At 44.2% G+C, this 24,917-nt stretch carries 23 protein-coding genes; 1 reads left to right on the forward strand and 22 read right to left on the reverse strand.

Annotated features, from left to right (window positions below):
• Positions 1–113: 113 nt before the first annotated feature.
• The 19 genes from HII16_RS10790 to HII16_RS10875 form a co-directional block, all read right to left on the reverse strand.
• Complete coding sequence (locus tag HII16_RS10790; protein WP_248289595.1) at positions 114–848, reverse strand: efflux RND transporter periplasmic adaptor subunit; 735 nt, start codon at positions 846–848, stop codon at positions 114–116.
• Between the two features lie 63 nt (positions 849–911).
• A complete protein-coding gene (locus tag HII16_RS16950; RefSeq protein WP_248289596.1) occupies positions 912–1,103 on the reverse strand; it encodes a hypothetical protein in 192 nt (63 codons plus the stop codon).
• On the reverse strand, positions 1,103–1,588 hold the full coding sequence (locus HII16_RS10795) for a magnesium transporter (protein WP_169130040.1): 486 nt from the start codon (positions 1,586–1,588) through the stop codon (positions 1,103–1,105). Before HII16_RS10795 ends, HII16_RS16950 begins: the two co-directional genes overlap by 1 nt.
• A 439-nt stretch (positions 1,589–2,027) precedes the next feature.
• Complete coding sequence (locus HII16_RS10800; protein ID WP_169130042.1) at positions 2,028–3,047, reverse strand: lyase; 1,020 nt, start codon at positions 3,045–3,047, stop codon at positions 2,028–2,030.
• A 218-nt stretch (positions 3,048–3,265) separates the two neighbouring features.
• The gene (locus HII16_RS10805; protein WP_169130044.1) at positions 3,266–4,027 is read right to left on the reverse strand and encodes a hypothetical protein; all 762 of its coding nucleotides are present in this window, start codon (positions 4,025–4,027) and stop codon (positions 3,266–3,268) included.
• A gap of 154 nt (positions 4,028–4,181) precedes the next feature.
• Positions 4,182–5,666, reverse strand: a complete 1,485-nt coding sequence (locus HII16_RS10810; RefSeq protein ID WP_169130046.1) for an NADH-quinone oxidoreductase subunit N — start codon at positions 5,664–5,666, stop codon at positions 4,182–4,184.
• Complete coding sequence (locus HII16_RS10815; RefSeq protein ID WP_169130048.1) at positions 5,663–7,180, reverse strand: NADH-quinone oxidoreductase subunit M; 1,518 nt, start codon at positions 7,178–7,180, stop codon at positions 5,663–5,665. Before HII16_RS10815 ends, HII16_RS10810 begins: the two co-directional genes overlap by 4 nt.
• Positions 7,177–9,051 (reverse strand): NADH-quinone oxidoreductase subunit L, encoded by a 1,875-nt coding sequence (gene nuoL, locus HII16_RS10820; protein ID WP_248289597.1) that lies wholly within the window; start codon positions 9,049–9,051, stop codon positions 7,177–7,179. Before nuoL ends, HII16_RS10815 begins: the two co-directional genes overlap by 4 nt.
• A 2-nt stretch (positions 9,052–9,053) precedes the next feature.
• Positions 9,054–9,362: an NADH-quinone oxidoreductase subunit NuoK gene (gene nuoK, locus HII16_RS10825; RefSeq protein WP_169130050.1), complete on the reverse strand. Its 309-nt coding sequence runs from the start codon at positions 9,360–9,362 to the stop codon at positions 9,054–9,056.
• Complete coding sequence (gene nuoJ / locus HII16_RS10830; protein ID WP_248289598.1) at positions 9,355–9,954, reverse strand: NADH-quinone oxidoreductase subunit J; 600 nt, start codon at positions 9,952–9,954, stop codon at positions 9,355–9,357. Before nuoJ ends, nuoK begins: the two co-directional genes overlap by 8 nt.
• Before the next feature lie 53 nt (positions 9,955–10,007).
• Positions 10,008–10,535, reverse strand: a complete 528-nt coding sequence (gene nuoI / locus HII16_RS10835) for an NADH-quinone oxidoreductase subunit NuoI (protein ID WP_211183488.1) — start codon at positions 10,533–10,535, stop codon at positions 10,008–10,010.
• Positions 10,528–11,544, reverse strand: coding sequence for an NADH-quinone oxidoreductase subunit NuoH (gene nuoH / locus HII16_RS10840; protein WP_169130052.1), 1,017 nt, complete (start codon positions 11,542–11,544; stop codon positions 10,528–10,530). Before nuoH ends, nuoI begins: the two co-directional genes overlap by 8 nt.
• Positions 11,534–14,614 (reverse strand): NADH-quinone oxidoreductase subunit NuoG, encoded by a 3,081-nt coding sequence (nuoG, locus tag HII16_RS10845; RefSeq protein ID WP_169130054.1) that lies wholly within the window; start codon positions 14,612–14,614, stop codon positions 11,534–11,536. Before nuoG ends, nuoH begins: the two co-directional genes overlap by 11 nt.
• Positions 14,601–15,977 carry an NADH-quinone oxidoreductase subunit NuoF gene (gene nuoF / locus HII16_RS10850; protein ID WP_169130056.1) on the reverse strand — a complete coding sequence of 459 codons (1,377 nt, stop codon included), beginning with the start codon at positions 15,975–15,977 and terminating at the stop codon, positions 14,601–14,603. The genes nuoG and nuoF overlap by 14 nt, the downstream gene beginning before the upstream one ends.
• Positions 15,961–16,584: an NADH-quinone oxidoreductase subunit NuoE gene (gene nuoE / locus HII16_RS10855; RefSeq protein ID WP_169130058.1), complete on the reverse strand. Its 624-nt coding sequence runs from the start codon at positions 16,582–16,584 to the stop codon at positions 15,961–15,963. Before nuoE ends, nuoF begins: the two co-directional genes overlap by 17 nt.
• A gap of 11 nt (positions 16,585–16,595) precedes the next feature.
• Entirely contained in the window at positions 16,596–18,407 is a 1,812-nt protein-coding gene (gene nuoC, locus HII16_RS10860; RefSeq protein ID WP_169130060.1) for an NADH-quinone oxidoreductase subunit C/D, read from the reverse strand.
• Positions 18,404–19,003 (reverse strand): NADH-quinone oxidoreductase subunit B, encoded by a 600-nt coding sequence (locus HII16_RS10865; protein WP_228445615.1) that lies wholly within the window; start codon positions 19,001–19,003, stop codon positions 18,404–18,406. The genes nuoC and HII16_RS10865 overlap by 4 nt, the downstream gene beginning before the upstream one ends.
• Positions 19,004–19,041: 38 nt before the next feature.
• A complete protein-coding gene (gene ndhC, locus HII16_RS10870; protein ID WP_169130062.1) occupies positions 19,042–19,518 on the reverse strand; it encodes an NADH-quinone oxidoreductase subunit A in 477 nt (158 codons plus the stop codon).
• A gap of 235 nt (positions 19,519–19,753) precedes the next feature.
• Positions 19,754–20,242 carry a GNAT family N-acetyltransferase gene (locus tag HII16_RS10875; RefSeq protein ID WP_169130064.1) on the reverse strand — a complete coding sequence of 163 codons (489 nt, stop codon included), beginning with the start codon at positions 20,240–20,242 and terminating at the stop codon, positions 19,754–19,756.
• A gap of 185 nt (positions 20,243–20,427) precedes the next feature.
• On the opposite strand from HII16_RS10875, the gene HII16_RS10880 reads away from it, so the two are divergent.
• Positions 20,428–20,811, forward strand: a complete 384-nt coding sequence (locus tag HII16_RS10880) for a hypothetical protein (protein ID WP_169130066.1) — start codon at positions 20,428–20,430, stop codon at positions 20,809–20,811.
• Positions 20,812–20,846: 35 nt separating this feature from the next.
• Here the strand turns inward: HII16_RS10880 and HII16_RS10885 are convergent, their stop codons facing one another.
• The 3 genes from HII16_RS10885 to HII16_RS10895 all read right to left on the reverse strand — a co-directional run bounded on the left by HII16_RS10885 (position 20,847) and on the right by HII16_RS10895 (position 24,733).
• Positions 20,847–21,515 (reverse strand): cyclase family protein, encoded by a 669-nt coding sequence (locus tag HII16_RS10885; RefSeq protein WP_169130068.1) that lies wholly within the window; start codon positions 21,513–21,515, stop codon positions 20,847–20,849.
• A gap of 235 nt (positions 21,516–21,750) precedes the next feature.
• On the reverse strand, positions 21,751–24,141 hold the full coding sequence (locus HII16_RS10890; RefSeq protein WP_169130070.1) for an ATP-binding protein: 2,391 nt from the start codon (positions 24,139–24,141) through the stop codon (positions 21,751–21,753).
• A 100-nt stretch (positions 24,142–24,241) separates the two neighbouring features.
• Entirely contained in the window at positions 24,242–24,733 is a 492-nt protein-coding gene (locus tag HII16_RS10895; protein ID WP_169130072.1) for a hypothetical protein, read from the reverse strand.
• Between the last annotated feature and the right edge of the window lie 184 nt (positions 24,734–24,917).

Here is a 24,917-nt window from a genome sequence, read left to right on the forward strand (position 1 = left end):
TATATTGGTCACCAATATATGGGTTACGTATATAACGTCGTGTCATGTATCAAAAACAAAACATACATGACACGATATATCTCAGATATCACCAGGCTCGCTGTGAAAGCCTATTACAACGCGTTCAAATAGGCTTTGTACGCTTTAAGGCGCACCGTCGCGGCGCCTATAATATCCATAAAACCTAGTATTGGGTGTGGCTTCGTTGCGGATATCCAACCGGAACCTGTGGCACCAATCGGCACGTTATATCCCTCAGGTTCTATAAACTCAATGACCACGGTTCGGCCATGTGACGGCGCATTTTGACCAATGTGTTGGCCAACCATTTGCTCACCGCTTCTCACCGATAATTGTGCTTCTCCCGTACCTGCGGTAATACTATGAACCCGTCCTCTAAATATTTCCCCCGGATAAGCATTGACATAAAATTCAGCAAACTGGCCTTTTTTGATGTATCGATAAGACTGATCGGGAATGCGCATTTCTAAAAACTTGCGACTGGTATCGTAAATGTGCATGTTGCCCAAGCGAGAACCTTTGGCAATATTGGTGATCGACACTTGGCCATCAAACGGTGCAATAACAGTTTTTCGACTTTGTTCGAACATCGCCTGATCGTATTCCGCTTGTAATGCTTCTTTGGCTGATACTTCAGCGTCCAATTCGGTTTTGATGCGCTCTATATCGCGTTCAGCAAACACACCTGGTGCGTCGACACTGCGCTGAATATCTCGTCTATGTTGGGCGATTTTCACCTCAAGCTGCTTAATGTCGGCTTCAATATTCTCCAAGTCCGCCACGGATTCTGTATCAACAAGGGTGTAGATGACCTCGCCTCGAGACATTATCTGGTTATGAGTGACCAGTACCTCTGCTATTTGCTCGCCGATCAGTGGGCTAAGTATGGCTTAAGGTGCTTTGATGGTTGAACTGTCGGTAAGGTCGGCAGGCGACCAAAATCGGTGCGCTGTAAACAACATAAAAGAGATAAAACAACCTAAACCGATAATGTATGTGGCGTTGCGTATGGTCCACTTTATCACGCCAAGTTTTACCAAAATCCACATAATAAGTATGTAGGGAAGCATGATCTCTTTCATTATTGCTTCTCCTTATCTTCATTTACCTGAGCACTAGCTACGCCTTTGCCGATAATGTCACTGATGCGCACCATGATATGTTCCCAACTAGTGAACACGATAATCAACGCCAAAACCCACCATGTTTTATCGATAAATAAGCCACATAAAGACAATGCAAAGACGAGTTGTATTTGTGGTGACGAGTCACGCTTTGCTTTATGTAGAGCAATTTCATGCAGCTGCCACAACAAATACCCAACATAGGCGAAAACGGATAATGTAATTAGAAAAATAAGCCCCATAAACAGCTCAGAATCGAGCAATTTTAAAATGGTTGGGTAGCCAGTTGAGAAATACTCTTCTGGTAGTTCTTTGCCATGAATTGCACCAAGTGAGGCAAGTGCTTTAGACAATATGCCAACAACGCCAATAATAACCACAGCCTTAATTAGAAATGACACAACGCCTTTTATTCGCGATGTTGCATTACTTGTATCATTCATACTTTTTCCCTTTACGAGTTACTTATCTTAAATATTAGTCATTTATACAAAGAATGCATAAACTCGTAGAAAATAACGTAGTAATCTTTAAGCTGTCGTTTTATCGATATTATTTACAATAAAACCAAAGGGTTGCGGGATAAACAGGAATTGCTCGTGGCTTTGAGTAAGGCTAGGCATACCAAGTCGCTAACTTGTATTAAATTTCATAGGCACAAATACCAAACAGCGTACAAGGAGGCCTTCTGTCAAACAGAAAGAAAATAGCTAATGCATTGCTGTTAATCATTAAAGTGGCATAAATCAGGGTTTCAGTAGGTCAATAGCCGCCAGTATTATTGGCATTATTCCTTATCATTCTCAAGCTAATATTGAAAAACGTGGCGTTGATCGCTTATATGCGCCGGTGCCTTTTTATTAGTAGTTAATGGTCAGCAATTTAAGGCTGTTTGATCGTACTTAGCTTCACCTGACCAACAGTGTCATTGTCCGTGCCAAACCATACCGTATCACTTGGCTGATGGTAATACATATACCGAATCGTACCGGCGCCACTGGGCACTTCTTTGCTGGCGATAAAACCTTTACTATTGGTATCAAATACACTGATGATGTTAGGTTGCACTCCAGTTACGGCAATAAACACACGGTTTTTATCATCCATCGCCGAGCCATAAAGCTTGGCATCACTGCCCTGCTTGACCATATAACGCTGAGTTTTTTTCGTTACCGGGCTATATTGGCCTAAATAGCCTAGGGTGTAATCAAGATAGTAAACATCGCCGTTACTGGCGATTTCTATGCGTCGGGGACGCTCTGCTTGATCAGGTAAATCAACAATGGTCAACGCCATACTCACCGGGTCAATACTGGCCAATTTGTTGGTACCAAACAAGACCACCCAAGGCGTATTGGCCTTATTTACCTTGATGCCATATGGACGTGACCGCTCAATCTCCATATCGACTAAATCTACCTTGCCGGTTTTACGGTCAAAATAACCGACTTTGTTGCCCCATTGCGCGGTAAACCAGATATTTTGATGCTCATCGATGACCAAGGTGTGTGGGTCAATAGGCTGCTCTACGGGCATTTCTATGCGTTTGATACTGCCATCTTTTGGATTGAGCTGACCAATATGATTGTTGCGATTACCGGCATACCAAATCATGTCTTCGGCATCGATAATGAGATTATGTGGGTAGGTTCCGTCAGGTAAGGAATACTGTTTAAACTCGCCGTTGGCGGGATCTAAACTGGCCAGATAATTACCTGCTTGACCACAAAACCAAACGATACCTTTGGAGTCTACGGCAGGATCTCTCGGCCTGGTTTGTTTCCATGGCACTTGCCACTCTTTTATATCAAGTTGATAGGTCTCAGACGGTGTATCTTGTGCTGCAGCTGAGCACAGCAGAAAAGAACAGATTAAGCCAATACACATGTTCATTTTCATCATAGTAATTTCCAAGCGATATGGTCGATAGATTTACTATAGTGCATTGCTCTCAAACTGCTAAATTAGTATTTGATGAAAGCTTTATAATCAATTGATATTGTTGACATTAAACGGGTAGGTTTAGCGATTAAATAAAGCACCCTGCCAGGCAATTGAAAAGATAATATGTACAGCATAAAAAATCCCGCCGCAGCGGGATTTTTTAACTCTCAAAATCGTTACGAGTCGATATTCATTTCGCCTTTGATTTCTTTAACGTTCAAGCCACCTGAGCCGCTTTCAACTATGGTTAAACCGCCAGCGTCGCGAACATTAATAGCACCTGAGCCATCATCGATAGTCACCATACCGCCAATATGACGTAAGGTCATTTCACCAGAGCCATCGTCAACTGATACGCTACCATTTACATCAGATACCCAAATCGAACCTGAGCCATCTTCGATATCTAAATTACCAGCGACATTACGCAATTCCATTTCGCCAGAACCATCATCGATGATCACGTCACCATTGATGTTTTTCATATCCAAACTACCTGAACCATCTTTTACGTTTACCATGTTGTTGATATCGGCAATTTCGATAGAACCAGAGCCGTCATCCACATCCAATTGCAAACTGGCAGGTACAGTAACCGTGACATCGATACTGGGTGAGTTATTCCACATACCCGATGTTGAACCGTGCTTGGCAACCAATACAGCTTTGTCACCTTTCTTCACCAACGTCAATTCATAATCACGATCTTTAGTGGTATAGATATCCGCATCGACACTAATGTCGGTGGCGTTTTCATCGCCTTTAATGGTCAAGCTACCGGCACCAGCCTCTACATGCAACGCCTTCAAGTTGTTTGCATCCAGAGACAAGCTTTCTTGAATCTCGACGTCTGCGCTTTTCGCGCCAACATGAATAACGCAACCAGGTAAAAGAATAACGGCAGTAAGTAAACAAGCTAGATTTGATTTAATTTTCATTTAGGTATCCCTGAGTGTATTTTTTATCTCTGCGTAAATACAATCAAGTATCGCGCCAACTTTTTAAGCTATTGATATTGTTGACCATTTAATTGAGCGAACACAAAAGCCAAGTTAATAAATTGTTAATTAAACTAATTATTGGTTTTTTTCACTAACCAAAATGAGATAACGCCACCAAACGAACATGCTCACTTATCAGGTCAGGAAGAACGCCAAAGACAATGATATTTATCGCCAAAAAGATAAGTACCGCATGGGATATGCCACTGAGAGGCAACTCGTGTTGTGAAGGTCGTTTTGAAAACATAATGAATATGACTTTCAGATAATAAAACAAGCTGATGCTTGAACCGACGACTAAGGCAATCAATAATGCCCACGCATGGTTATCAACCGCGGTAGCCACCAAGTAAAACTTACCAATAAACCCCGCCGTTAACGGTACCCCTGCCAAAGACAAGAATGCCGCAATTAAAGTTGATGCTTGTAATCGATTACGCCAAAACAAGCCTTGCCAGTTATGCCAGTTATCGTTGTCACTGGGGTGCTGTGCATTTGAGGTCTGACTGATGAAACTAAACACCACTAAGGTCGCTAAAGCATAAACGAATAAGTAAAACAGCGCCGACTCCCAAGCCAATTGCATCGAGCTTTGGTTTTGCACGTACAAAACAATCAATAAGTAGCCCATGTGCGCGATTGATGAGTAGGCCATTAAGCGTTTGATATTGCTTTGAAAAAGCGCCAATAAATTGCCCACTAACATTGACGCGATGGCAATCACAGCGATGATGTTTATCATCAAGCTTTCTATATGCTGCTCAGCTCCCGTGTCTATGATGTATTGATTTGAAAAGAACCAAAACTTGAGTAACACCGCAAACACACTGATTTTACTCACCGTTGCTAATGTCATTGCCACCGGCGCTGGTGCACCGTGATAGACATCTGGTGTCCAATAATGAAATGGGACTAACGATAATTTAAATGCGATGCCGGCTAACAGTAAGCAACACCCTGCGCTAAACATCCAAATATGACCGACTTGCGGAGCTGCTGCTGCGGTTTTTTGTGAAATAAAATAAAAACTCATTTCGCCACTATAAGCATAAATAAACGCCATGCCTAATAACAAAATAGACGACGCGGTTGCCGACAATATCAAGTATTTAAAGCTGGCTTCTAATGATTGTTGTCGACGCCTTAAATAACCGACCATAGCAACCAAGGACAGCGACAGTAGCTCTATTGATAAGAACACCGAAGCAAAATGATTGGAAATAGCTAATAATGTTGCGCCAAGTAAAACCAATAATAACAGCACATAAAATTCGTCATGGACTTCCAGTGCACTTTTTAAATAACGATAACTGAGTAAGGTGATGATCAAACCGCAAAATAACAGGATGGCGTTTATGCCAAGCGAGAAACCATCAAAATAAAACAATATGGTGGCTTGTGTATTGATGGTGTCTAATACCATCGAATAACTGGTTAAACAACTCGCTATCGCTAATAAGGTTAAATAGAAAATAGCTTTGCGACTGCGATTAATGGCAATCAACAACAACTGCGCAACAATAAACGCCGACAAGATAATCTGCGGCATAATGGTTTGTATTTCTAACCAGCTCATAATTTAGCTCCCGATAATGGCGTTGCCGTTAAGCTGCCCAATTGTGATTGAATTGGCTGCATGGATTCGTTCAATACCACAGGATAATTATCTGGGAAGTGGGAAAAAATAAACTCGGGATAGACGCCAAGAATCAACAATAAAGACAATAGACTGACGCAAATAATAAACTCGCGTCCACTCAAATCAAGAACCTGTTTGTTTACTGGTCCTTGAAAGCTTGTCTGAAACAAGCGCATGCCATAGACAGCCGAACCAATAAGCCCAGCGGCAGAGACAATCACCAGCACTGGAAACACCGAAAAAGCACCGGTTAAGATCAAAAACTCGCCGACAAAATTTAGTAAACCCGGCATGCCAAATGCCGCGGCTACGAACGCCAATAGCATGGCCCCCATTTGTGGTGCACTGGCAAATAACCCCCCCATTTGCGTCAGGTCACGGGTATGCAGGCGGCTATATAACATACCTGCCATAGCAAACAAAGCAGCACTGCTTAAGCCATGGGCGATCAATGTCAATAATGCACCATGATAGGCACTTTGGTTGAAACTAAACAGGGCCAACATAACAAAGCCCATGTGCGAAATGGAGCTATAGGCAACCAGCCGTTTAAAGTCGGTCTGTGCAAATGCCATTTTTGCACCGTACAGTATGCTGATGGTACCCAAGGTTGCGGCAACATAGGCAAATTCATGGCTTTGTTGCGGAAACAACTCAATAACAAACCTAATCAAGCCATAGGCACCGGTTTTCAACAATACGCCGGCCAATAACACCGAGCCTGCGGTAGGCGCTTGCGTATGAGCATCGGGTAACCAAGTATGCACTGGGAATGACGGTAACTTCACCGCAAAAGCGATAAAGAATCCCAACATTATGTACATACCCATGTCAGCCGGTAAGTGCATAGTCTTCAACGCGAACAGGTCAAAGCTTAACTCGCCATGATATTGCTTGTGTAAAAACGCCATAGCAACAATAGCAATTAGCATCAGTAATGAACTTGCTTGGGTGAAAATAAAGAATTTAATCGCCGCGTAGATGCGATGTTCATGACCCCAAATAACAATTAAAATGGTCATAGGGATCAACATTACTTCCCAGAAAAAGAAGAACAAAAATAAATCTGTGGCAATGAATACACCAACAATACCTGCCAAAGTGGCGAGTAAATTGAAGTAATAAAAGCCTTGGCGAAAATGAATTTCTTGCCAAGACACCAGTACGCATATAAACCCCAAGAGCAAGGTCAGTGTGATTAGAATAAAAGACAACGAATCAATGCCGGTTGCGTAGTGAATATTAAACGCTTCGATCCAATCAATTTCAGTGACGTGCATAAAACCATGAAACAATTGTTTATTGCTGCTGGCAAAGTCAATAAAAGTGATGCTCGCCATAACCAAACTAAACAGTGCTATCCAGCGGCCAGTGCCTGGACGACGAAAATCAAAGGCCCACGCTATGACAGCGCCAATCATTAAGATGATGATGATATGCGTTAAAATCATGCGCTAGCCCCCATAACCGCCATGACAAAGGCGAGTACAACAACACAACCGAGTACCAACATCGCGGCATAGAATCGCAACAGGCCATTTTGAGAGGCGCGTAACATTTCAGACCACGCCGACGTATTAAACTCAATCAGCAGTACGATTTTATCGATGACATCGCGGCGATTAATGTGCGCGAGAAATGCAAACGGTTTAATCAATAGGTATTTATAGACCAAATCAAAACCACCACCGTCTTGCCAAAATTGGTAAACTCGACTTTGCGGCTCAATGGCGTTGTCGGCCGTTTGCTTAGACGCTTTGGGGAAATAAACAAAATAGGCAATCAACGCACCTAGGTATGGCGTCGATAATGCCAAAATATGAGTAAAACCGGGTTCGTACAGACCATTGGTCACTACATCAGGCAAGACAAAGGATAAGTCAGCCAGTAACATGCCACCGACAATTGATAAAATGGCCAGCAGGATCAACGGCAGATATTCCAAGATTGGCCGTTTAGATTTCACCTCGGCATGGCCTCGATAGCGACCGAAAAAGGTAATAAACACCAACCTAAAGCTATAGATACTGGTAAGTAAGGCGCCAATTACCGCCATCCACCAAAACATAGGCCCGGCGGTAGGCGATAAATACAGCTGATTAATAATGGCTTCTTTACTAACAAAGCCACTGGTCAACGGTAATGCCAATAATGCCGCGATACCGACAAAGAACAACCCGCTGATCACCGGCAAACGTTTGAGTAAACCACCCATTTTAAAGATATTTTGTTCATGATGTAGGGCAAGGATAATTGAGCCTGCGGTTAAAAATAACAAGGCTTTGAAAAACGCATGGGTCATTAAATGATCTATGCCTTGGGCAAATGCGCCGGCACCAAGAGCCAGCATCATATAGCCGATTTGGCTCATAGTCGAATAGGCTAAAACCCGTTTGATATCGGATTGCGCCAATGCACATAGCCCTGCGAGCAGTAATGTAAGAGCACCGACCCAGCTTACAATCATCATCGCATCAGGACTGAGTACAAACACCGCCTGCATGCGGGCAATAAGATAAACTCCCGCGGTTACCATAGTCGCCGCATGAATTAGTGCACTGACTGGTGTCGGCCCAGCCATGGCGTCAGGAAGCCAGGTTTGTAATGGCAATTGCGCCGATTTACCGACGGCGCCGCCAAGCAGCAACATGGCAATGATAAATACCACATCACCATCGACAAAATTATTCAATTGTGCAAACTCGGATATCTCATCGATTTGTAAACTGCCAGTATGTTTAAATAACATGAACAAGCCAATAGCCAGAAAGGTATCGCCAACTCGGGTGATGATAAACGCTTTTTTTGCCGCCGCAGCGTTATTGGCATCCTGATACCAAAAGCCAATCAACAAGAAGCTGCATAAGCCAACCCCTTCCCAACCCAAATAGAGCAGCACCAAATTGTCGGCAAGCACCAAAATAAGCATGGCGACAATGAACAGGTTCATGTAGGCCATAAAGCGATGATAGTGTTCATCACTCTTCATGTAGGCACTAGCATAGGCATGAATTAAAAAGCCAATATTGCTGACTACTAGGGTCATCACCATCGACAAACTATCAAGTTTAAAAGCAATGTTAACGTCACTTGTGCCAATCATAAACCAACGCCACAGCTGCACGTTGATTGTTGCGCTGGCATCACTAAACACGGTGAACTGCAGATACAGGGCGCTCGCAGCGGACAATAACACTGCGCCAACGCTTAATGCGGTATTGGCAAACCAATTTAATTTATGGCCGACCGTGACCAACAGCAAAAAGCTCAATAATGGGAAAAACGGTAACCATGCGAGGAGCATTTGTTGATCGTTCATCATCATTACCCCTTCAGGTCACTGAGTTTGTCGACGTCTAAACATTGACGCTGTTTATGCAAAGAGATAAGTAAGGCTAAGCCAATACCGACTTCCGCTGCTGCCAACGTTAGAATTAAAATAAACATCACCTGACCGTCTGCTTGTTGCCAAGCCGAGCCTGCCGCGATAAACGCTACACCGGTGGCGTTAAGCATGACTTCAAGACTCATCAACATAAACAGCATATTTCGACGTGCCAAAACACCAACTAAGCCGATGACAAAAAGTAATGCCGATAAAATCAATGCATGAGTTAAGGGAATATCAGTCATCGCGCACCTCCCTGTTTACCCCGTCGCTTAGCTGAGGGATTTTTGCTTTGGCAAAATGGTAGCCGCCAATAAGACCGGCTAGCAAGAGAAATGACGCAAGCTCAACCGCCAATAAATACGGCCCATAAAGCAGCGTACCCACTTGCTTAGCGCTTATAATGTTGCTGGCGGTGATTGCATGATTGGCATCAATAACAATGGCATACACCACTTGCACCAATAAAATCGAAACCAGAATAATCGGCAGTAAAAATACCCCAAACCAGCTTTGCAAATTGGCTTCTTTGTTCCCGTAATGAACCGGATCTTTATCGCCTTGTAAATCAAACATCATTACCGCGAACACAAACAGCACCAAGATAGCACCAGCGTAGACAATCACTTCCAGACCCGCGGCAAAAGGTGCACCGAGAAAATAAAAACACACAGCAACAGCCAACAATGACACCACCAGATACAACAATGCATGCACGGCATTCGATCCGGTGACCACTTTTAATGATGCGACAACAGCAATTGCTGCGGCGACATAAAATGGAGTCTGGCCACTGGTTATCATTGCGCTGATTAAAGCAACATTATTCACTATCATTACTCTCTTATTGTTGTGGTATGTTATTCAAATTGTTTGTTGTTTGGCCTTGTTTAAGGCATTAAATCTCTTACGTTCACCGGTTTTTGTTCGCTCTCACCTTCGCCTTTTTGCTTGACGTTGGTGGCCACCCCTGAGTGTTTATAAAAATTGTAATCCGGATACTTTCCGGGCCCACTGATCAGCAAATTATCTTTTTCATAAACCAAGTTTTGTCTGTCGTATTCACACATCTCGACATCGGGGGTAAGTTGAATCGCATAGGTTGGGCACGCTTCTTCGCAAAAGCCACACAAAATACACCGGGAAAAGTTAATGCGAAAAAATTCAGCGCGCTTGCGGCCATCAGGGTCGATGGTTTGTTGTAAGGCAATACAATCAACCGGGCATGCGACCGCGCACAAATTGCAGGCTACACAACGCTCTTCACCGTCGGGATCGCGGGTAAGCACAATACGACCACGATAACGCGGTGCTAAATACGGTTTTTGCTCAGGATACTCAACGGTATCGGCTTTGCTAAAGGTGTGCTTGAGTACCAAGCCCATGGTACGAAATTGGCTCCAGATAAGCTTAAGCATAGGCAACTCCCGTTAAAAACAGGTTGTCGACAAAGGCCAATACGCCGGTTAACTTCAGCGCCCCGGTTGCCAATAAATTAATCAGTGACAACGGCAGCATGACTTTCCAACCAAAGGCCAGTAATTGATCAAAGCGTGGGCGAGGCAATGAGGTACGCAGCAGGATAAAAAACACGATCATCAAACTGACCTTGGCAAGGAACCAAATAATACCGGGGATAGCCGCAAACATTGTATCTTGCAGAAACGCCGGTGGCAGATAACCACCAAGAAACAGGGTCGCTGACATCGCCGAAATAAGGGTGACACCTAAATATTCGCCAAGGAAAAACAAGGCGAATTTAATGCCTGAATATTCGGTGTGAAAGCCAGCGGTTAATTCGGTTTCCGCTTCTGGTAAATCAAACGGTAAACGATGACTTTCAGCAATACCGGCGATAAGAAACACAAAAAAGCCAATAAACTGTGAGCTAATAAACCAACCATCTTGTTGCGCTTCAACAATATCGCGCATGTTAAAACTACCACTAAGCATGATCACCCCCATAAGCGACAAGCCCATAAAGACTTCGTAGCTGATGGTTTGTGCCGCGGCTCGCATACTGCCGAGTAAGGCGTATTTACTCTTTGACGCCCACCCCGCAAGAACGACCGCGTATACCGCCAAAGATGTCATCGCCATAAAAAACAACACACCAATATTGAGGTTGCTTATGCCGATGGTGTCGCTAAATGGCACCACGACAAAACTCATCAATACCGTAACGGCGGCAATTAGCGGTGCCAAAACAAATATAAATCGGTCAGCGAATTTTGGCGTAAATTCATCTTTACCGAGAATTTTCAATAAATCGGCAACAGATTGTAAAATGCCAAATGGGCCTACGCGGTTAGGACCTAAACGGTCTTGCCAGATACCGATGAGACGTCGTTCAACCCACACCAACATTGCTGCGATTGGGATCAACAACCCTAGGATAACAACAATTTCAATCAACTTAGCGATCATCTAGGCCTCCAGCAACAAGGCGGATTGGTATATATTGATCCTGTTGTTTTAAATCGGCAATCAATTGTGCTTTTTGTTGTTGAGTATTGTTCAAATGCGCTGCTAGCGACTGTTCATAGTCGTCGACTTGCTGCGCACTCGCGGCCGTTAACTGCAGTTGTGCGCCAATATCCGTATGCTCATTGGCAAAGGTAATATCTGCTTGTCGCCATAAACTGTTAAGCAGTAACAAGCAGCCATCGGCCTGTTCATCGCAAACAAACAATTGTAAGGTTTGTGCTGGCATGACTTTGGCAAGCGCACTATCTTGCCAATTAAGGCGCAGATGAGAGCTGCTCTCAAGCGCTAATGACTGTGCGATATCCGTCGACATCACCGCCGCAGGTAGCGGCGATAACAATTCAAAATCAAAACCTAACCGACCTTTTGCATCATCGGCAAAAATGTGCGCTTCGCTACCTAGGTAGTTGAGTTCACCTTGGCTTTTTTGCGAGGCCGACGCTGTTTGCTTAGCCGCCTGATGTTTATGGGTTTGGCTGTCTTTCGGTTGCGATTGACCGCTGGTTGGATCATAAATATGCACTACGGCATTGGGCTTATTCAACGCTTGACCCGGTGCAATTTGGTACTTGCTTACCGATTGGTTTGAGTTCCATCCTGGTGCCCAACTATATGCATTGGCAGGCGGTGCAGCCTGTTGTTCGCCGCTTAATTGTTGCGCTTGGTTTTCACGTGATATAAAGCCCTCCATTGAAAAGTTAAATGGCGAGCTCAAATCAATTGTTGATTTGGGTTCATGCACACTTTGATTGGCATACATGGCGGTACGTCCTGACGCTCGTGGCGTTTGCCTAGATGCTAATAACCACTGTCCAGTGCGTACATAGGCATCCGTATCGATAAAGTCGCTCTGCAGTTGTTTGAGTCGAAGCCAAAATTTCGGTAATGAATGTGCTAAATGTTGCTTTTCAGATGGTTGTAGTCGTCGACTTAACGACAGCGAGGCGTTATCGTTTACGTCTTGCTCTGGCTGAGATAAATGACCATTGCCCATCGCCTCATCAATCAATTTAATATATCGCCAAGCTGGCAATATAGGCAGTTTGGCGGTGAATGCTGGATAAAAGCATTGCGCTTTGCCTTGAAAATTGACCACCAATCCTTGTGACTCATCAAATGTTGCCACGGGCAATAGCACATCCGCCGACTCACTGATTGGGTTGTGCCAATAATCTAAGCAAATGATGGTATCGAATGTGTCACGCATGGTTTGTAATTGCGCCTTGCTAAAGCTTTGCCCAGACTGCTCTGCGACAACCATACCATCAAAGTTCTCGGCTTGACTTAGCGCCAACATTTGCTCAATCGAAAGACAGTCAGAATCAAGATATTGATACAAGCCCAAACTATTGACGTCTTTAGGGACACTGCAAACGTTTACGGTCTTGCCCTGACTTGTCATGACATTAAGTAATTGCTCACACGCACTTAGATGATCGCTGCCCGCTAAAGATTGACCGCAAATCAGCATTGGCTTTTGCGCGTTTTTTAAAGCGGCTAAGGCGACCTGAATAAAGTCTTGTTGGCTGTCATCGTCACCTGCAGATGAGTCCTTTATGGTATGAGTCAACGCTTTGGTTAACTGCGCTAAGCTGACAACAATATCAGCAGGCGATTGATAACCATTCACAGCACAAATGTCAGATAATTTATTTTTGCCAAGGGTTAATTGGAAAATGGGGGCTTGCATATCGGTCGCTAGGGTTTTTACCGCTTGCTGCTGCCACTGTGGCACATTTAATTGTGCCGCTTTGGCGTTACTGACGTTATTGGCCATTTGTCGGACGGCCAAGGCAAGTCGTGGCGAGGTTTGCGTTAGATCCTCACCAACCACAAGTAACCAGTCACATTGTTCAATATCACGCACACTGTCACTGCCAAAACGACGATTAAACCCATCGAAATAAGCCAACTGCTCGGTTTGCGCGTCGGTTAAGCCCGAGCAAAACTGAGCACTGCCAAATAAATGTTTTAATGCCAAGTTGGTTTCAATTGATGCACTGGCCGAGCCCATTGCCACAAAGCGTTGCGTTTTATAACGACTCAAACGGCCAATAATATGTTTTTCCGACAAACTGTTGCTAGCTTGGCCATTATTGCCTTTGCTACTTTGCTGGCTCGGTTGGATATCAAACCCCTGAGGTTGGCGGATGCGTGTTGCGCTATTGACGTATTGAAAGCCGAAACGGCCCTTATCACAAAGGAAATAACCATTGATGTCGTGATTGTAACGATTGACTATACGACGGGTAATGCCGTACCGTTCGCCAACACTGATATTACAGCCAACACTGCAACCTTGGCAGACACTGGGCGATGATTGTAAATCCCACTTGCGTGAATAATGCTGAGAAAACGGCTTATCGGTAAATACTCCGGTCGGACAGACTTCCACTAAATTACCGGCGAATTCAGATTCCAGTACGCCGTCTTGTTGGCGACCAAAATACACTTGGTTTTTCGAGCCATATACCGCAAAGTCTTTACCATGAGCGTAATCACTATAGTAACGTTCACAGCGATAACAAGTTATACAGCGATTCATTTCATGGCCAATTAGTGGCCCTAAATCCTGATTACTAAAGGTACGTTTAGCCCCTTGGAATTGACGTTGGCTATGACCTGTCATCACCGTCATATCTTGCAGATGACATTCGCCGCCTTCGGCACATACAGGGCAATCATGAGGATGATTGGTCATCATTGCCGAAATAATTTGTTCACGAAAATCAGCTGAGTAGTCATCACTCAAACCAATATGCATGCCTTGAGTAATTGGCGTCATACACGCCATGATCAAGCGACCATTTTGACAGCTATCATCATTGTATTGGGTCACCGCACATTGGCGACATGCGCCAATGGAGCCTAGCTCTGGATGCCAACAAAAATACGGTACATTAAGCTTGTTAGAGAGCATCGCCGACAGTAAATTATCTCCTGCCTGCCCTTGGTATGGTTTACCATCGACGTAAAACGTCACCTCGTTTTGTTGGTTATTTTCCGTCATGGCTTGCTCCTTGTTGCGCATGAGTATCAGCGGCATTGGTCAAGCGTTGGCCTGTCAAGCCTAACGTGCCGGGGCGTTTCCCCTGAGCGATGGCACAGCAACCTTTTTCAACATGCTCAACAAAATCATCGCGAAAATATTTAAGCGCACTGCGCAATGGCTCAACCGCGCCGGGTGCTAACGCACAATGGGTTTTACCTATCCACATAAAGTCACACAAACGATCCAAGGCGTCGATATCTTGCATGGTGCCGTGACCGTGTTCAATGCGAGTGAGCAACTCAACCGCCCATGGCGTGCCATCTCGACATGGGGTGCAAAAACCACAGGATTCCTGAGCAAAAAACTGCAACAGGTTACGCACCATGCCCACAGGGCAATTATGATCATCAAGCACAATTAAACCGGCGGTGCCCAGTCGGCTGCCGGCTTTCGCAATGGAGTCATAGTCCATGGCAACATCTAAATGCTGTTCCACCAAAAAGTCGGTAGAGGCACCACCTGGCAGTAATCCCCGAAACTTCAAACCATCTTGTAATCCGCCGGCGTTTAGGTACAACACCTCACGCAAGGTTTTGCCAAACGGCATTTCCCACAATCCAGGATTTTTTAAACGACCACTGGCGCCATATATTTTCGTACCGGCGTCGCTATCGCCTGATAATTCTTTAAACCATTGGCCCCCATGAGCAAAAATATGCGGTAAATTGCACAAGGTTTCGACGTTATTAACAATAGTTGGCTTGCCAAATAGACCACTAACTTGTGGGAAAGGCGGCTTAGCCCTTGGGTTTGCTCGACGACCTTCAAGCGCATTAATGAGCGCGGTTTCTTCACCACAAATGTAACGTCCGGCACTGGTATGCAAATACAGTTCGAGTTGATAACCACTGCCTTGAATATTATTGCCAAGCCAGCCTTGGCTTTTCACTTCATCAATCGCTGCTTGAATGCGTTGAGCTGCAAGATGGTACTCACCACGTAAAAAGATAAAGGCTTGGTTTGCGCCTATGGTATAACTGGCAATAAGCATAGCTTCAACCAATTGCAGCGGATTACCTTCTAGTAATAATCTGTCCTTAAATGTACCGGGCTCCATCTCATCCGCATTACAAATCAGATACTTACGCTCAGGGGCGCCGTCGCCCATAGGCACGAAACTCCACTTCATTCCTGTCGGAAAGCCAGCGCCGCCGCGACCTTTTAATTCAGAGTCTTTAACTTGGCCGAGACAATCACTTTGATTCATTGCCAGCGCATTCTTAGCGCCAACAAATCCGCCGCTATCGACATAGCGTTGATAATCTGGCGGCGATAGTAAATTCACATGCGCTGTTAGAGGGGTATTAATGGGCTGAGTCATCTTTGCCTCCAATAGCCAGTTCCGGTAAGCCATGTTCTCGTATCTGACCAAGTAAGGTCACAACAGACTCACTGGTGAGATGCTCAAAATGGCGATCAGCTATCATCATTACCGGCGCTTTATCACAACCCCCTAAACAGGCATTGGTGATTAAGGTAAACAGGCCATCGTCGGTTGTTTGTCCGTAATCGATTCCGAGCTCATCTTTAATGGCTTTGGCAACACCTTCAAAATCGGTTAAATAACAGGAGATGGAGTTGCATAAATGAATCACATATTTACCAACCGGTTGGCGGTAAATAAGGTTATAAAACGTCGCTATGCCATCAAGTTCGGCGGCACTCATCTGCAATAAATCGGCAATCGCATATAACGATTCATCGCTGATCCAACCGCGCTGTTGCTGAACTATTTTTAGCGCTTCAATGCCTGCTGCTCGACGCTCTTCAAGAATATCGGCTTCGTGTTCAATATCGGCAATTTCGGCATCGGTTAAATAGTGTTTATAGTCAATGTAATGACAATCTATGCTTGATTGTGATTGTACGTTTTGGTCATCGATATGTTGTTCAAGGTTTTGCTTAGCTAGATCTATGAGTCGATTCATGATTATTCCCCCTAGCGATCCACGTCGGCCATGACGTAATCGATACTGCCCAAGGTGGCAATCAGGTCAGCGACCATTTGCCCGCGAGATATCGCCGGGATCATTTGCAAGTGGGCAAAACTTGGGGTGCGAATGCGAGTGCGATAGCTCATGGTCGAGCCATCACTGACCAAGTGATATGCCATAATGCCTTTTGTGGCTTCGACACTAACCGACACTTCGCCTGGCGGAATAACTGGCCCCCAGGATACATTGACAAAATGCGGTATCAAGGTGTCGATATCGGTCATGGTACGCGATTTATCTGGCGGTGTGGTGGCAATATGATCAGCTTTGTATGGGCCTTCAGGCATATTTTCTAAACACTGTTTGATAATGCGAATGCTTTGGCGAATCTCTTCAACTCGCACTTTACAACGATCGTAGCAATCGCCGTTGTGACCAACTGGCACATCAAACTCAAATTGATCATAACCGCTATAAGGACGTTGCTTACGAAGATCCCAAGAGTAACCGGTTGCCCGTAAACCCGGTCCGGTAACGCCCCACTCGATGGCTTCTTTGGTACTATAAGCACCAACATGTACGGTTCGCTTTTTCAATAATTCATTGGCCATGACCATCTTGTCGTATTCATCAAGACGCTTAGGTAAATACTCGACGTATTCACGCACCAATTTGTCCCACCCCTTTGGTAAGTCTTGTGCGACACCACCAATACGGAAATAGCTTGGGTGCATGCGCGCCCCAGTAATAGCTTCAATAATGGCAAACAGCTTTTCACGGTCGACAAACATGTAAAAGATTGGCGATAAGGCACCAATATCTTGGGCAAAAGTGCCGTAAAACAATAAGTGTGACAGTATACGAAACATCTCGGCGGTCATAATACGAATGACTTTCGCTCGCTCAGGTACCTCAATACCCGCGAGCTTTTCCACTGCCATGACATAAGGGAAGTTATTCATTACACCACCGAGGTAATCAATGCGGTCGGTGTAAGGTATATAACTATGCCAAGATTGGCGCTCACCCATTTTCTCAGCGCCACGATGGTGGTAACCAATATCGGGCACCGAGTCGATAATCTCTTCCCCTTCCATTTGCAGCACAATGCGAAATGCACCATGAACACTAGGATGGTTTGGGCCAAGATTCAAAAAGCTAAAGTCGGCGATTTTGCTGTGTCGTTTCATTCCCCATTCTTCAGGACGAAACTTTAACGCTTGTTGTTCAATGTCTTGCTGACTGTCCGGCAATTGAAATGGATCCATTTCGGTGGCACGGGCAGGATGATCTTTTAATAACGGATGACCAACCCACGTCGGTGGCATTAAAATTCGGGTAAGATGTGGATGGTTACGAAACTCGATGCCAAACATGTCATAGACTTCTCGTTCATACCAATTGGCGTTAGGCCATATATGCGAAATGCTGTCGACACCAGTATTGCCAACATTTAAGGCCAACTTAATGCGTACATCACGATTGCGCTGATAACTGCGCAAATGATAAACCAGGGTAAAATCGGCAATCTGCTCTGCTAATCGATGTTCGCGCAAACGCTCATCAATGGCGGTAATGTCAAAACAAAAGTCAAAACCTTCATTAACACCATCACGCAATACTTGCATCAAGGTTAATAACTGTTGCGGTTTGACCCAATAGGTTTCTATGCCATCTTTAATCGCTTGCTCTGCGCCTTCTGGTTGCAGTTCAAGACTTGGACTCTCAGCGAGAATTTCATCAAGCAAGGCAATATCAAACCTTGGTTGCCACTCTTTGCTGCCACTTAAAAAGTGGGGTTTATTGCTATCGCTCATACGCTGTCCGGTTCATCCAGTTGGCGCACGTCGATACGACTTTGCTGTTTAATATCCCGTAAAGAGGGCTTATCTATTTCTCGCACCCCCTGCTCACCAACAACGTAACTTACCGGTCTCGGTTGATTGGCAATTTTGGTTTGCAACAATAATAAACCTTCCATAAAGGCTTCTGGACGCGGCGGACAACCCGGCACGTAAACATCAACGGGGATAAATTTATCGACGCCTTGAACTACCGAATAGATGTCATACATGCCACCGGAATTGGCACAAGAGCCCATCGAAATAATGTATTTAGGCTCGAGTAATTGGTCGTAGAGGTGACGAATAACCGGTGCCATCTTGCGAAAGCAGGTACCGGATATCACCATCAAATCAGCTTGTCTTGGCGTGGCGCGAATAACTTCGGCACCAAATCGAGCGATATCGTGGCGCGAGGTAAAACTGGTGGCCATTTCGACATAACAGCAGGATAAGCCAAAATTAAATGGCCAGATTGAATTCTTACGACCCCAATTGAGCAAATCATCAAGCTTGGCAAACAATACGCTGCGCTTTAAATCTTGCTCAGCCTGAGCGCGTGAGTCTTGCATTTGTTGATCAAGGGCTGCTTTTGTTAATGACCATTCCATTACAGCTCTCCTGATTGTTTGATGGACTCGTTCGGTAATTTCACCGGTTTGTGCTTATGCTTCAGTTCAAGCGCACCTATGCGCCATACATAGATTAATGCCGCTAACAGAATAAAGATGAAAATAGACGCCTCGATAAATCCGGCTAAACCGACTTCATCAAAGGCAATGACCCAAGCAAATAAAAAAATGGTTTCTAAATCAAAAATGACAAAGAAAATGGCGTAAAGGAAAAAATGACTGGTAAAACGGCTATTCGGCGCATCAGCGGCAACAATGCCAGATTCATAGGGTGTATGGGTGTGACGGCGATCGGTTTTGGGACCTAGATTTTTCGCCAAAAACAACATCAAGGCCAATAGCACGACCAAGGAAATAAAATACAAGGCAATAGGCCACAGCGTTGTACCACTGTCTGCATCTGCCAGTGTTGTTGTTGCGAGAACGCTTGATGTTATTACTGTTATTATCGACATAGTTCTGGTGCAAAGCGCCCCATGCTAAGTAGCGATAGCCAACAATACCGAAAACAGTTGAAGCCTAATTAGTTGCTCAACTCAGTGATTCTTATCGTACCTCAACGCCCGTTGCGTTGAGTTGTTGTTTTTGTTACTGATTAAATAATAGACAAAGAAATGAAAAACTTACAAAGATTTACGACAGAACTTGGTAAGTTTTTTCATGGCAATTTAGGAATCGCGGTATCTTGCATCACAGTGGACTTTTAGCGAACTGTATTAAGGCCTCGCCAGCAAGGCGATAGCCAACCCATTCGGTCAAAGGTTTGGCGCCTATTGATTGATAAAATTCGATGGCTGGCGTATTCCAATCCAGTACGCTCCATTCAAAGCGACCACAGTCTTTAGCCACGGCTAATCCAGCCAAATGATGCAATAGCGCTTTGCCAGCACCAATACCACGAAAGTCTGGCGAGACATACAGATCCTCAAGATACAAACCGTTTTTCGCTAACCAGGTTGAATAATTGAGGAAAAACACCGCAAAACCTACAACGTTATCATCGGCATAACACAGTACCGCTTGGGTTGTGGTGTGAGGATCAAATAAGCTAGCTCGAATATCATCGGCGGTTGCTGCCACTTCATGCTCGGCTTTCTCATATATCGCTAATTCTCGTATGAAATGTATGATGGTCTCTGCATCGCTGGCAACAGCGTCTTTAATGATTATATTGGCCACGTTGTGCTCCTGTGTCGGATTGCCTATTGTTTTGTTTTCGCTTTAGTCCTTAGTTCTTAGTCCTTAGTTCTTAGTTCTTAGTTCTTAGTTCTTAGTTCTTAGTCCTTAGCTTTTAGCTCTTAGCTTTTTGACAGACTAACTAACAAACTGATATTAATAGCTCATTATTATAGGTGTAAGGAACAATGATGTTGGTGTTTATCGCCTTTGGGTTGCTGATGTGCTATTTCTGCCTGCAAATGGTAGTAAGACCGGTACAGTTTGCCGAGCGTATCATTCACTTTAGCCACTGGCGCTATTTTCACCCGTTTGAAATTTTAACCCGGTTGGGGTTTGGTTTATTGTTCATAACCTATGCTCAAGCAACACGATATCCGTTATTTTTCGATATGTTTGGTCTATTGATGGTCTTGGTGGCGTTGGGTTTGACCTTTACGCCGGTAAAAAAACATCAAGCATTTGCGCTCCAAGTAGCGCAACAACTTAAACCCTATTTTCGTTACGTCGGCATACTTACCTTACCTTTAGGACCGTTTATTATTTTCGCTGCGATCTCCCCCAAAGCCTAAAACCCTTAGCCAACTGTGCAAGCAACGGGCTCGATTTAACACGAAGTATCTTTGACTTGAGCGAATGCCCTGACCGGAAACGTACCGACATTTTTCATTTTCACCGGCACAGCAAAAAATTGAAAACCGCTATTAGGTAATGCATCTAAATTACACATGTGCTCGATTATAAGAATATCGGCACCGAGCAAAGTCGAATGTACTGGTCGAGTGTCAATGCTGACATCATCAATATTATAGGAGTCAATGCCCACCAACTTCACCCCGTTATCACGTAAGTAAACTGCGGCATCGGCGGTTAGATAGGGGTGCCCTTCAAAGTATTGTTCGCTATTAAAATGTCGACACCATAAGGTTTGCACTAACACCGCCTTGTCTTGCAAATCTAAGCCCGTAAAGTAGCGTTTATCAATGGCGGTAACATTATCCTCAATGACGACCTTAATGGCCGGCAAGTCTGCCAAGGCTTGCAACTCAAGTTCAGACAAATCTTTACCTTCTGCATAGCGATGAAACGGCGAATCAAGATAGGTTCCGGTGTTAGAGCACAGTTCAATGGAGCTTATCAAGAATGATGTACCTTGTTGATAATGTTGTTTCGAGGCTTCTCTACTCAAGTAATCACAAATTAACGGCGCGGGTAAACCCTTGTAGGTAATCATTCCTTCTTCAATGGTATGACTTAAGTCGATAAGTTTATTCATATATTTAGCATTGATAATGATATTACTTATTACTTTAACAACAACAGAGTTAACTGCAAAAAAAGATCACTTTGACAGTAGTTAACTTAAACAATGACGGATAGATGGCTCTGTAACGCCGCTAAGTCAGTAACAAATGAGTTGTAAAAAATGACGACAAAAAAGCGCCTTGATTAAGGCGCTTTTATTGAAGGTGTTAAGGGTATTAACGCAGATTTAAGGCTAAGGTAAAGACTTAGTCATCACTGCCATTAAGCAGATCCGATAGCATTTTAAGGCGAGTAAGTGCCTGACCATGAATGCTCTTTTTCGGATAGCTCCCGTCACGTTTGGCGGTACCAGCCTTTTCATCAAGCAATATCTCTAACGCTTGATCGACGTTATCGACAGCGTAGATTGCAAAATTCCCTTGCTGCACGGCATCAATAACGTCTTGGTCCAGCATTAAGTTCATCATATTGGTTTTAGGGATAATAACCCCTTGGCTACCGGTTAAGCCCTTGTCCTTACATAGACGATAAAAACCTTCGATTTTTTCATTTACGCCACCAATAGATTGCACTCCACCATGTTGATTCATTGATCCGGTGATGGCGATTTCTTGTTTAATCGGCAAACCAGTAATCGATGAAATCAGAGCACAAAGCTCTGCCATTGAGGCGCTATCGCCATCGATATGGCCATAGGATTGCTCGATAGCAATATTGGCAGAAATGGATAATGGAAAACCTTGACCATATTTATGACCCAGATAACCGATTAATAGCAAAACACCTTTTGAGTGAATCGACTTACCAAGTTCAGCTTCTCGTTCAATATCAGTAACCCCTTGCGCACCAGCATAAACCGTAGCGGAAATACGAGCAGGCGTACCAAATACGCTGTCGCCAATTTCCAGTACGGTTAAGCCGTTGACATTACCGACGGCTGCACCTTCTGTAGAAATAAGAACCTGTTCTTCTTTAATTTCCTGTAACCAAGTTTCGCTTAAGCGCCCAGAGCGGCGTTTTTTCGCGGTAAGCGCGGCTTCAACATGACTGGCTTGAATGGTCTCTTGATCATCCATACGCCAAATAAACACCGCTTCGTCTAATAAGTCATTTATATTGACGATATTGGCCGACAATTTATTTTGATGCTCTGCTTTGCGCAGTGAATAACGCACCAATAAACTGACTGCTTCATCATCGACATACGGGTATTCATGTTTTGCCGCATGTTGACGTATCAAGGTCGCATAAGATCTTAAATTTTCGTCGCTTTTGTCAACATGACGATCAAAGTCGGCTAAGACCCGAAACAGTTCGGTAAATTCCTGATCGTACTCTTGCAAGGTGTAATAAATTTCCGCATTGCCAAGTAATACTACTTTGACTTTTAGAGGGATTTTTTCAGGCTCTAAAGAGACGCTGCCACCAATACTCATCTCTGCATAAGGGTGTTCAATTTGGATTTCAGCGGTTTTCAACGCCAACTTTAAGCGCTGCCATACCATTGGCTGAGATAACAGCTTTTCCGCATCCAGTAATAAATACCCGCCATTGGCTTTATGCATGGCTCCGGCACGAATTAAGCGGTAGTTGGTATAAACCGCACCTTGAATCGATGAATAATCGAGGGTACCAAACAAATTTTGAAATGTTGGGTTTTGCTCATAAACAACCGGAGCGCCGTCATTGGTTTCTCGCGCAACCAATAAGTTTGGCATAAAGCGTTCAACCAATAATTTACGACAGGCTTTATCATCTCGAGGATTATCTGAATTTTCATCAACCAGAATATCCAGTACCACTTCGGTGATATGATCTTTTACCTGACGCAAATATTTAAGCACGCCAAGGTTGGCGGTAAACTCATGCTCAAGCTCTTTTAAAAGCGGACGAATACTTTGTTCTGCGGTATCGAATTTCAATTTTCGCAATGCCACACTTGATTCACGTTTCCACAGTGGCAGCTCAAGCAACTTCTCGCTGAGCATGGTTTCAAGCTCTTCTAGCAAATGATAAAAGGCGGTACGAGTCTTTTCATCGAGATTGGCAAACTCTTTGTCACCTAGCGGCTTACCATCGACCAATGGCGAAAAACTGATTTCACCCTTCTCTTCGTATAGGACAACATCTTTTGAATAGGCATATTCTTCGAGCTCTTCAATCGCCGAGTCATAGCGTTTGTTAAACTCACGGTCGATGGAGGCTCTTTGACGTTGGTAGCCCGGATTATCAAAAATTTCAGGGAACAAGTCGAGTAAGTCATCGAGCAAATCGTTAATTTTTGCCTGTAACTGCTTGCCTTCACCGGCATTCAAATAGAGCTTGTGGGGCGCTTGGGGATCATCAAAATTATTGATATAACACCACTCATCAGCAGTGTCTTCATTGGACGCGAATTCCGCCAGCATTTGGCTAATCAGCGTTTGTCGTCCGGTGCCCGGTTCGCCTTTAGCAAACACGTTAAAACCGTTAGACGTCATCGACAGACCAAAATTCAGCGCTTCTTTGGCGCGATCATGGCCAATAAATTTCTGTTTTACTTTGTCATCAACAACCGATTGGGTAAACAATTGTGCAGGCAACGCTGCGGTTAACTGTTCAATGGGAACCTGTAACGCATCTGTAGTCGCTGTCATCTACTGTCCTTATTTTTATTGCTTAAGGCCAGTGTAACCACGTGTAGCAGCAAAAATCAAAGCCTAAATAACCGCAATGTCACTGATTGAATTCAATTGCTTAAATATTGTGCTCAAATGCCTGTCGAATGTAGCTAGTGTGACCACAGTTTGGACAGTCTATGACTTTACACGCGTGGGTGATATCCATCTTATGTTGGCAATTGGTGCAAATGATTCGGCCAAAGCCAATTAAGTCACCGCTTTTGTATACGCCATCGTGATCTATATCATCGAGAAACTCTTGCCATTCTACTTGGGTTTGATCCGTCATATTCGCCAGGTGCTGCCACATCCCTTCTTGCAAGCCAACCAAATACAAAGACTGTTCGGCATCTTGTTGATAATGACGATAAAAGCCAAACAAATCATGTTTAAAGCTGTCGATACTCAATTGATATTCATTGACCGATACGTCAGCAGCCGCATCGATAAGTTGTTCGGCTTTGCTAACCCATTGTTTAACATTATTCATTTCATTGGGCGCAGCCTCATTTAGCCAGTCGCCAATGCGATCGAATAAGCTTTGATATTGCTGATTTTTCTCTGCCACTTTGAGCTCCTCGTTAAAAGCTCCCATTTGTTTTAAGTATAGTCACAAGAAAGCATTGTGAGACAGGGGCGAAATAAGGTAATATTGCCGCCATATTTTTAATTTGGGATGTTGCGCCTCAAGCACGACCAACAAGGCGAAAAATACGCCTTAATGAAACTTTGGTAGCGGCGCTTTACGACAA

The sequence above is a fragment of the Thalassotalea sp. Y01 genome (genome assembly GCF_012932945.1).
In the GTDB taxonomy this organism is placed as follows: domain Bacteria; phylum Pseudomonadota; class Gammaproteobacteria; order Enterobacterales; family Alteromonadaceae; genus Thalassotalea_A.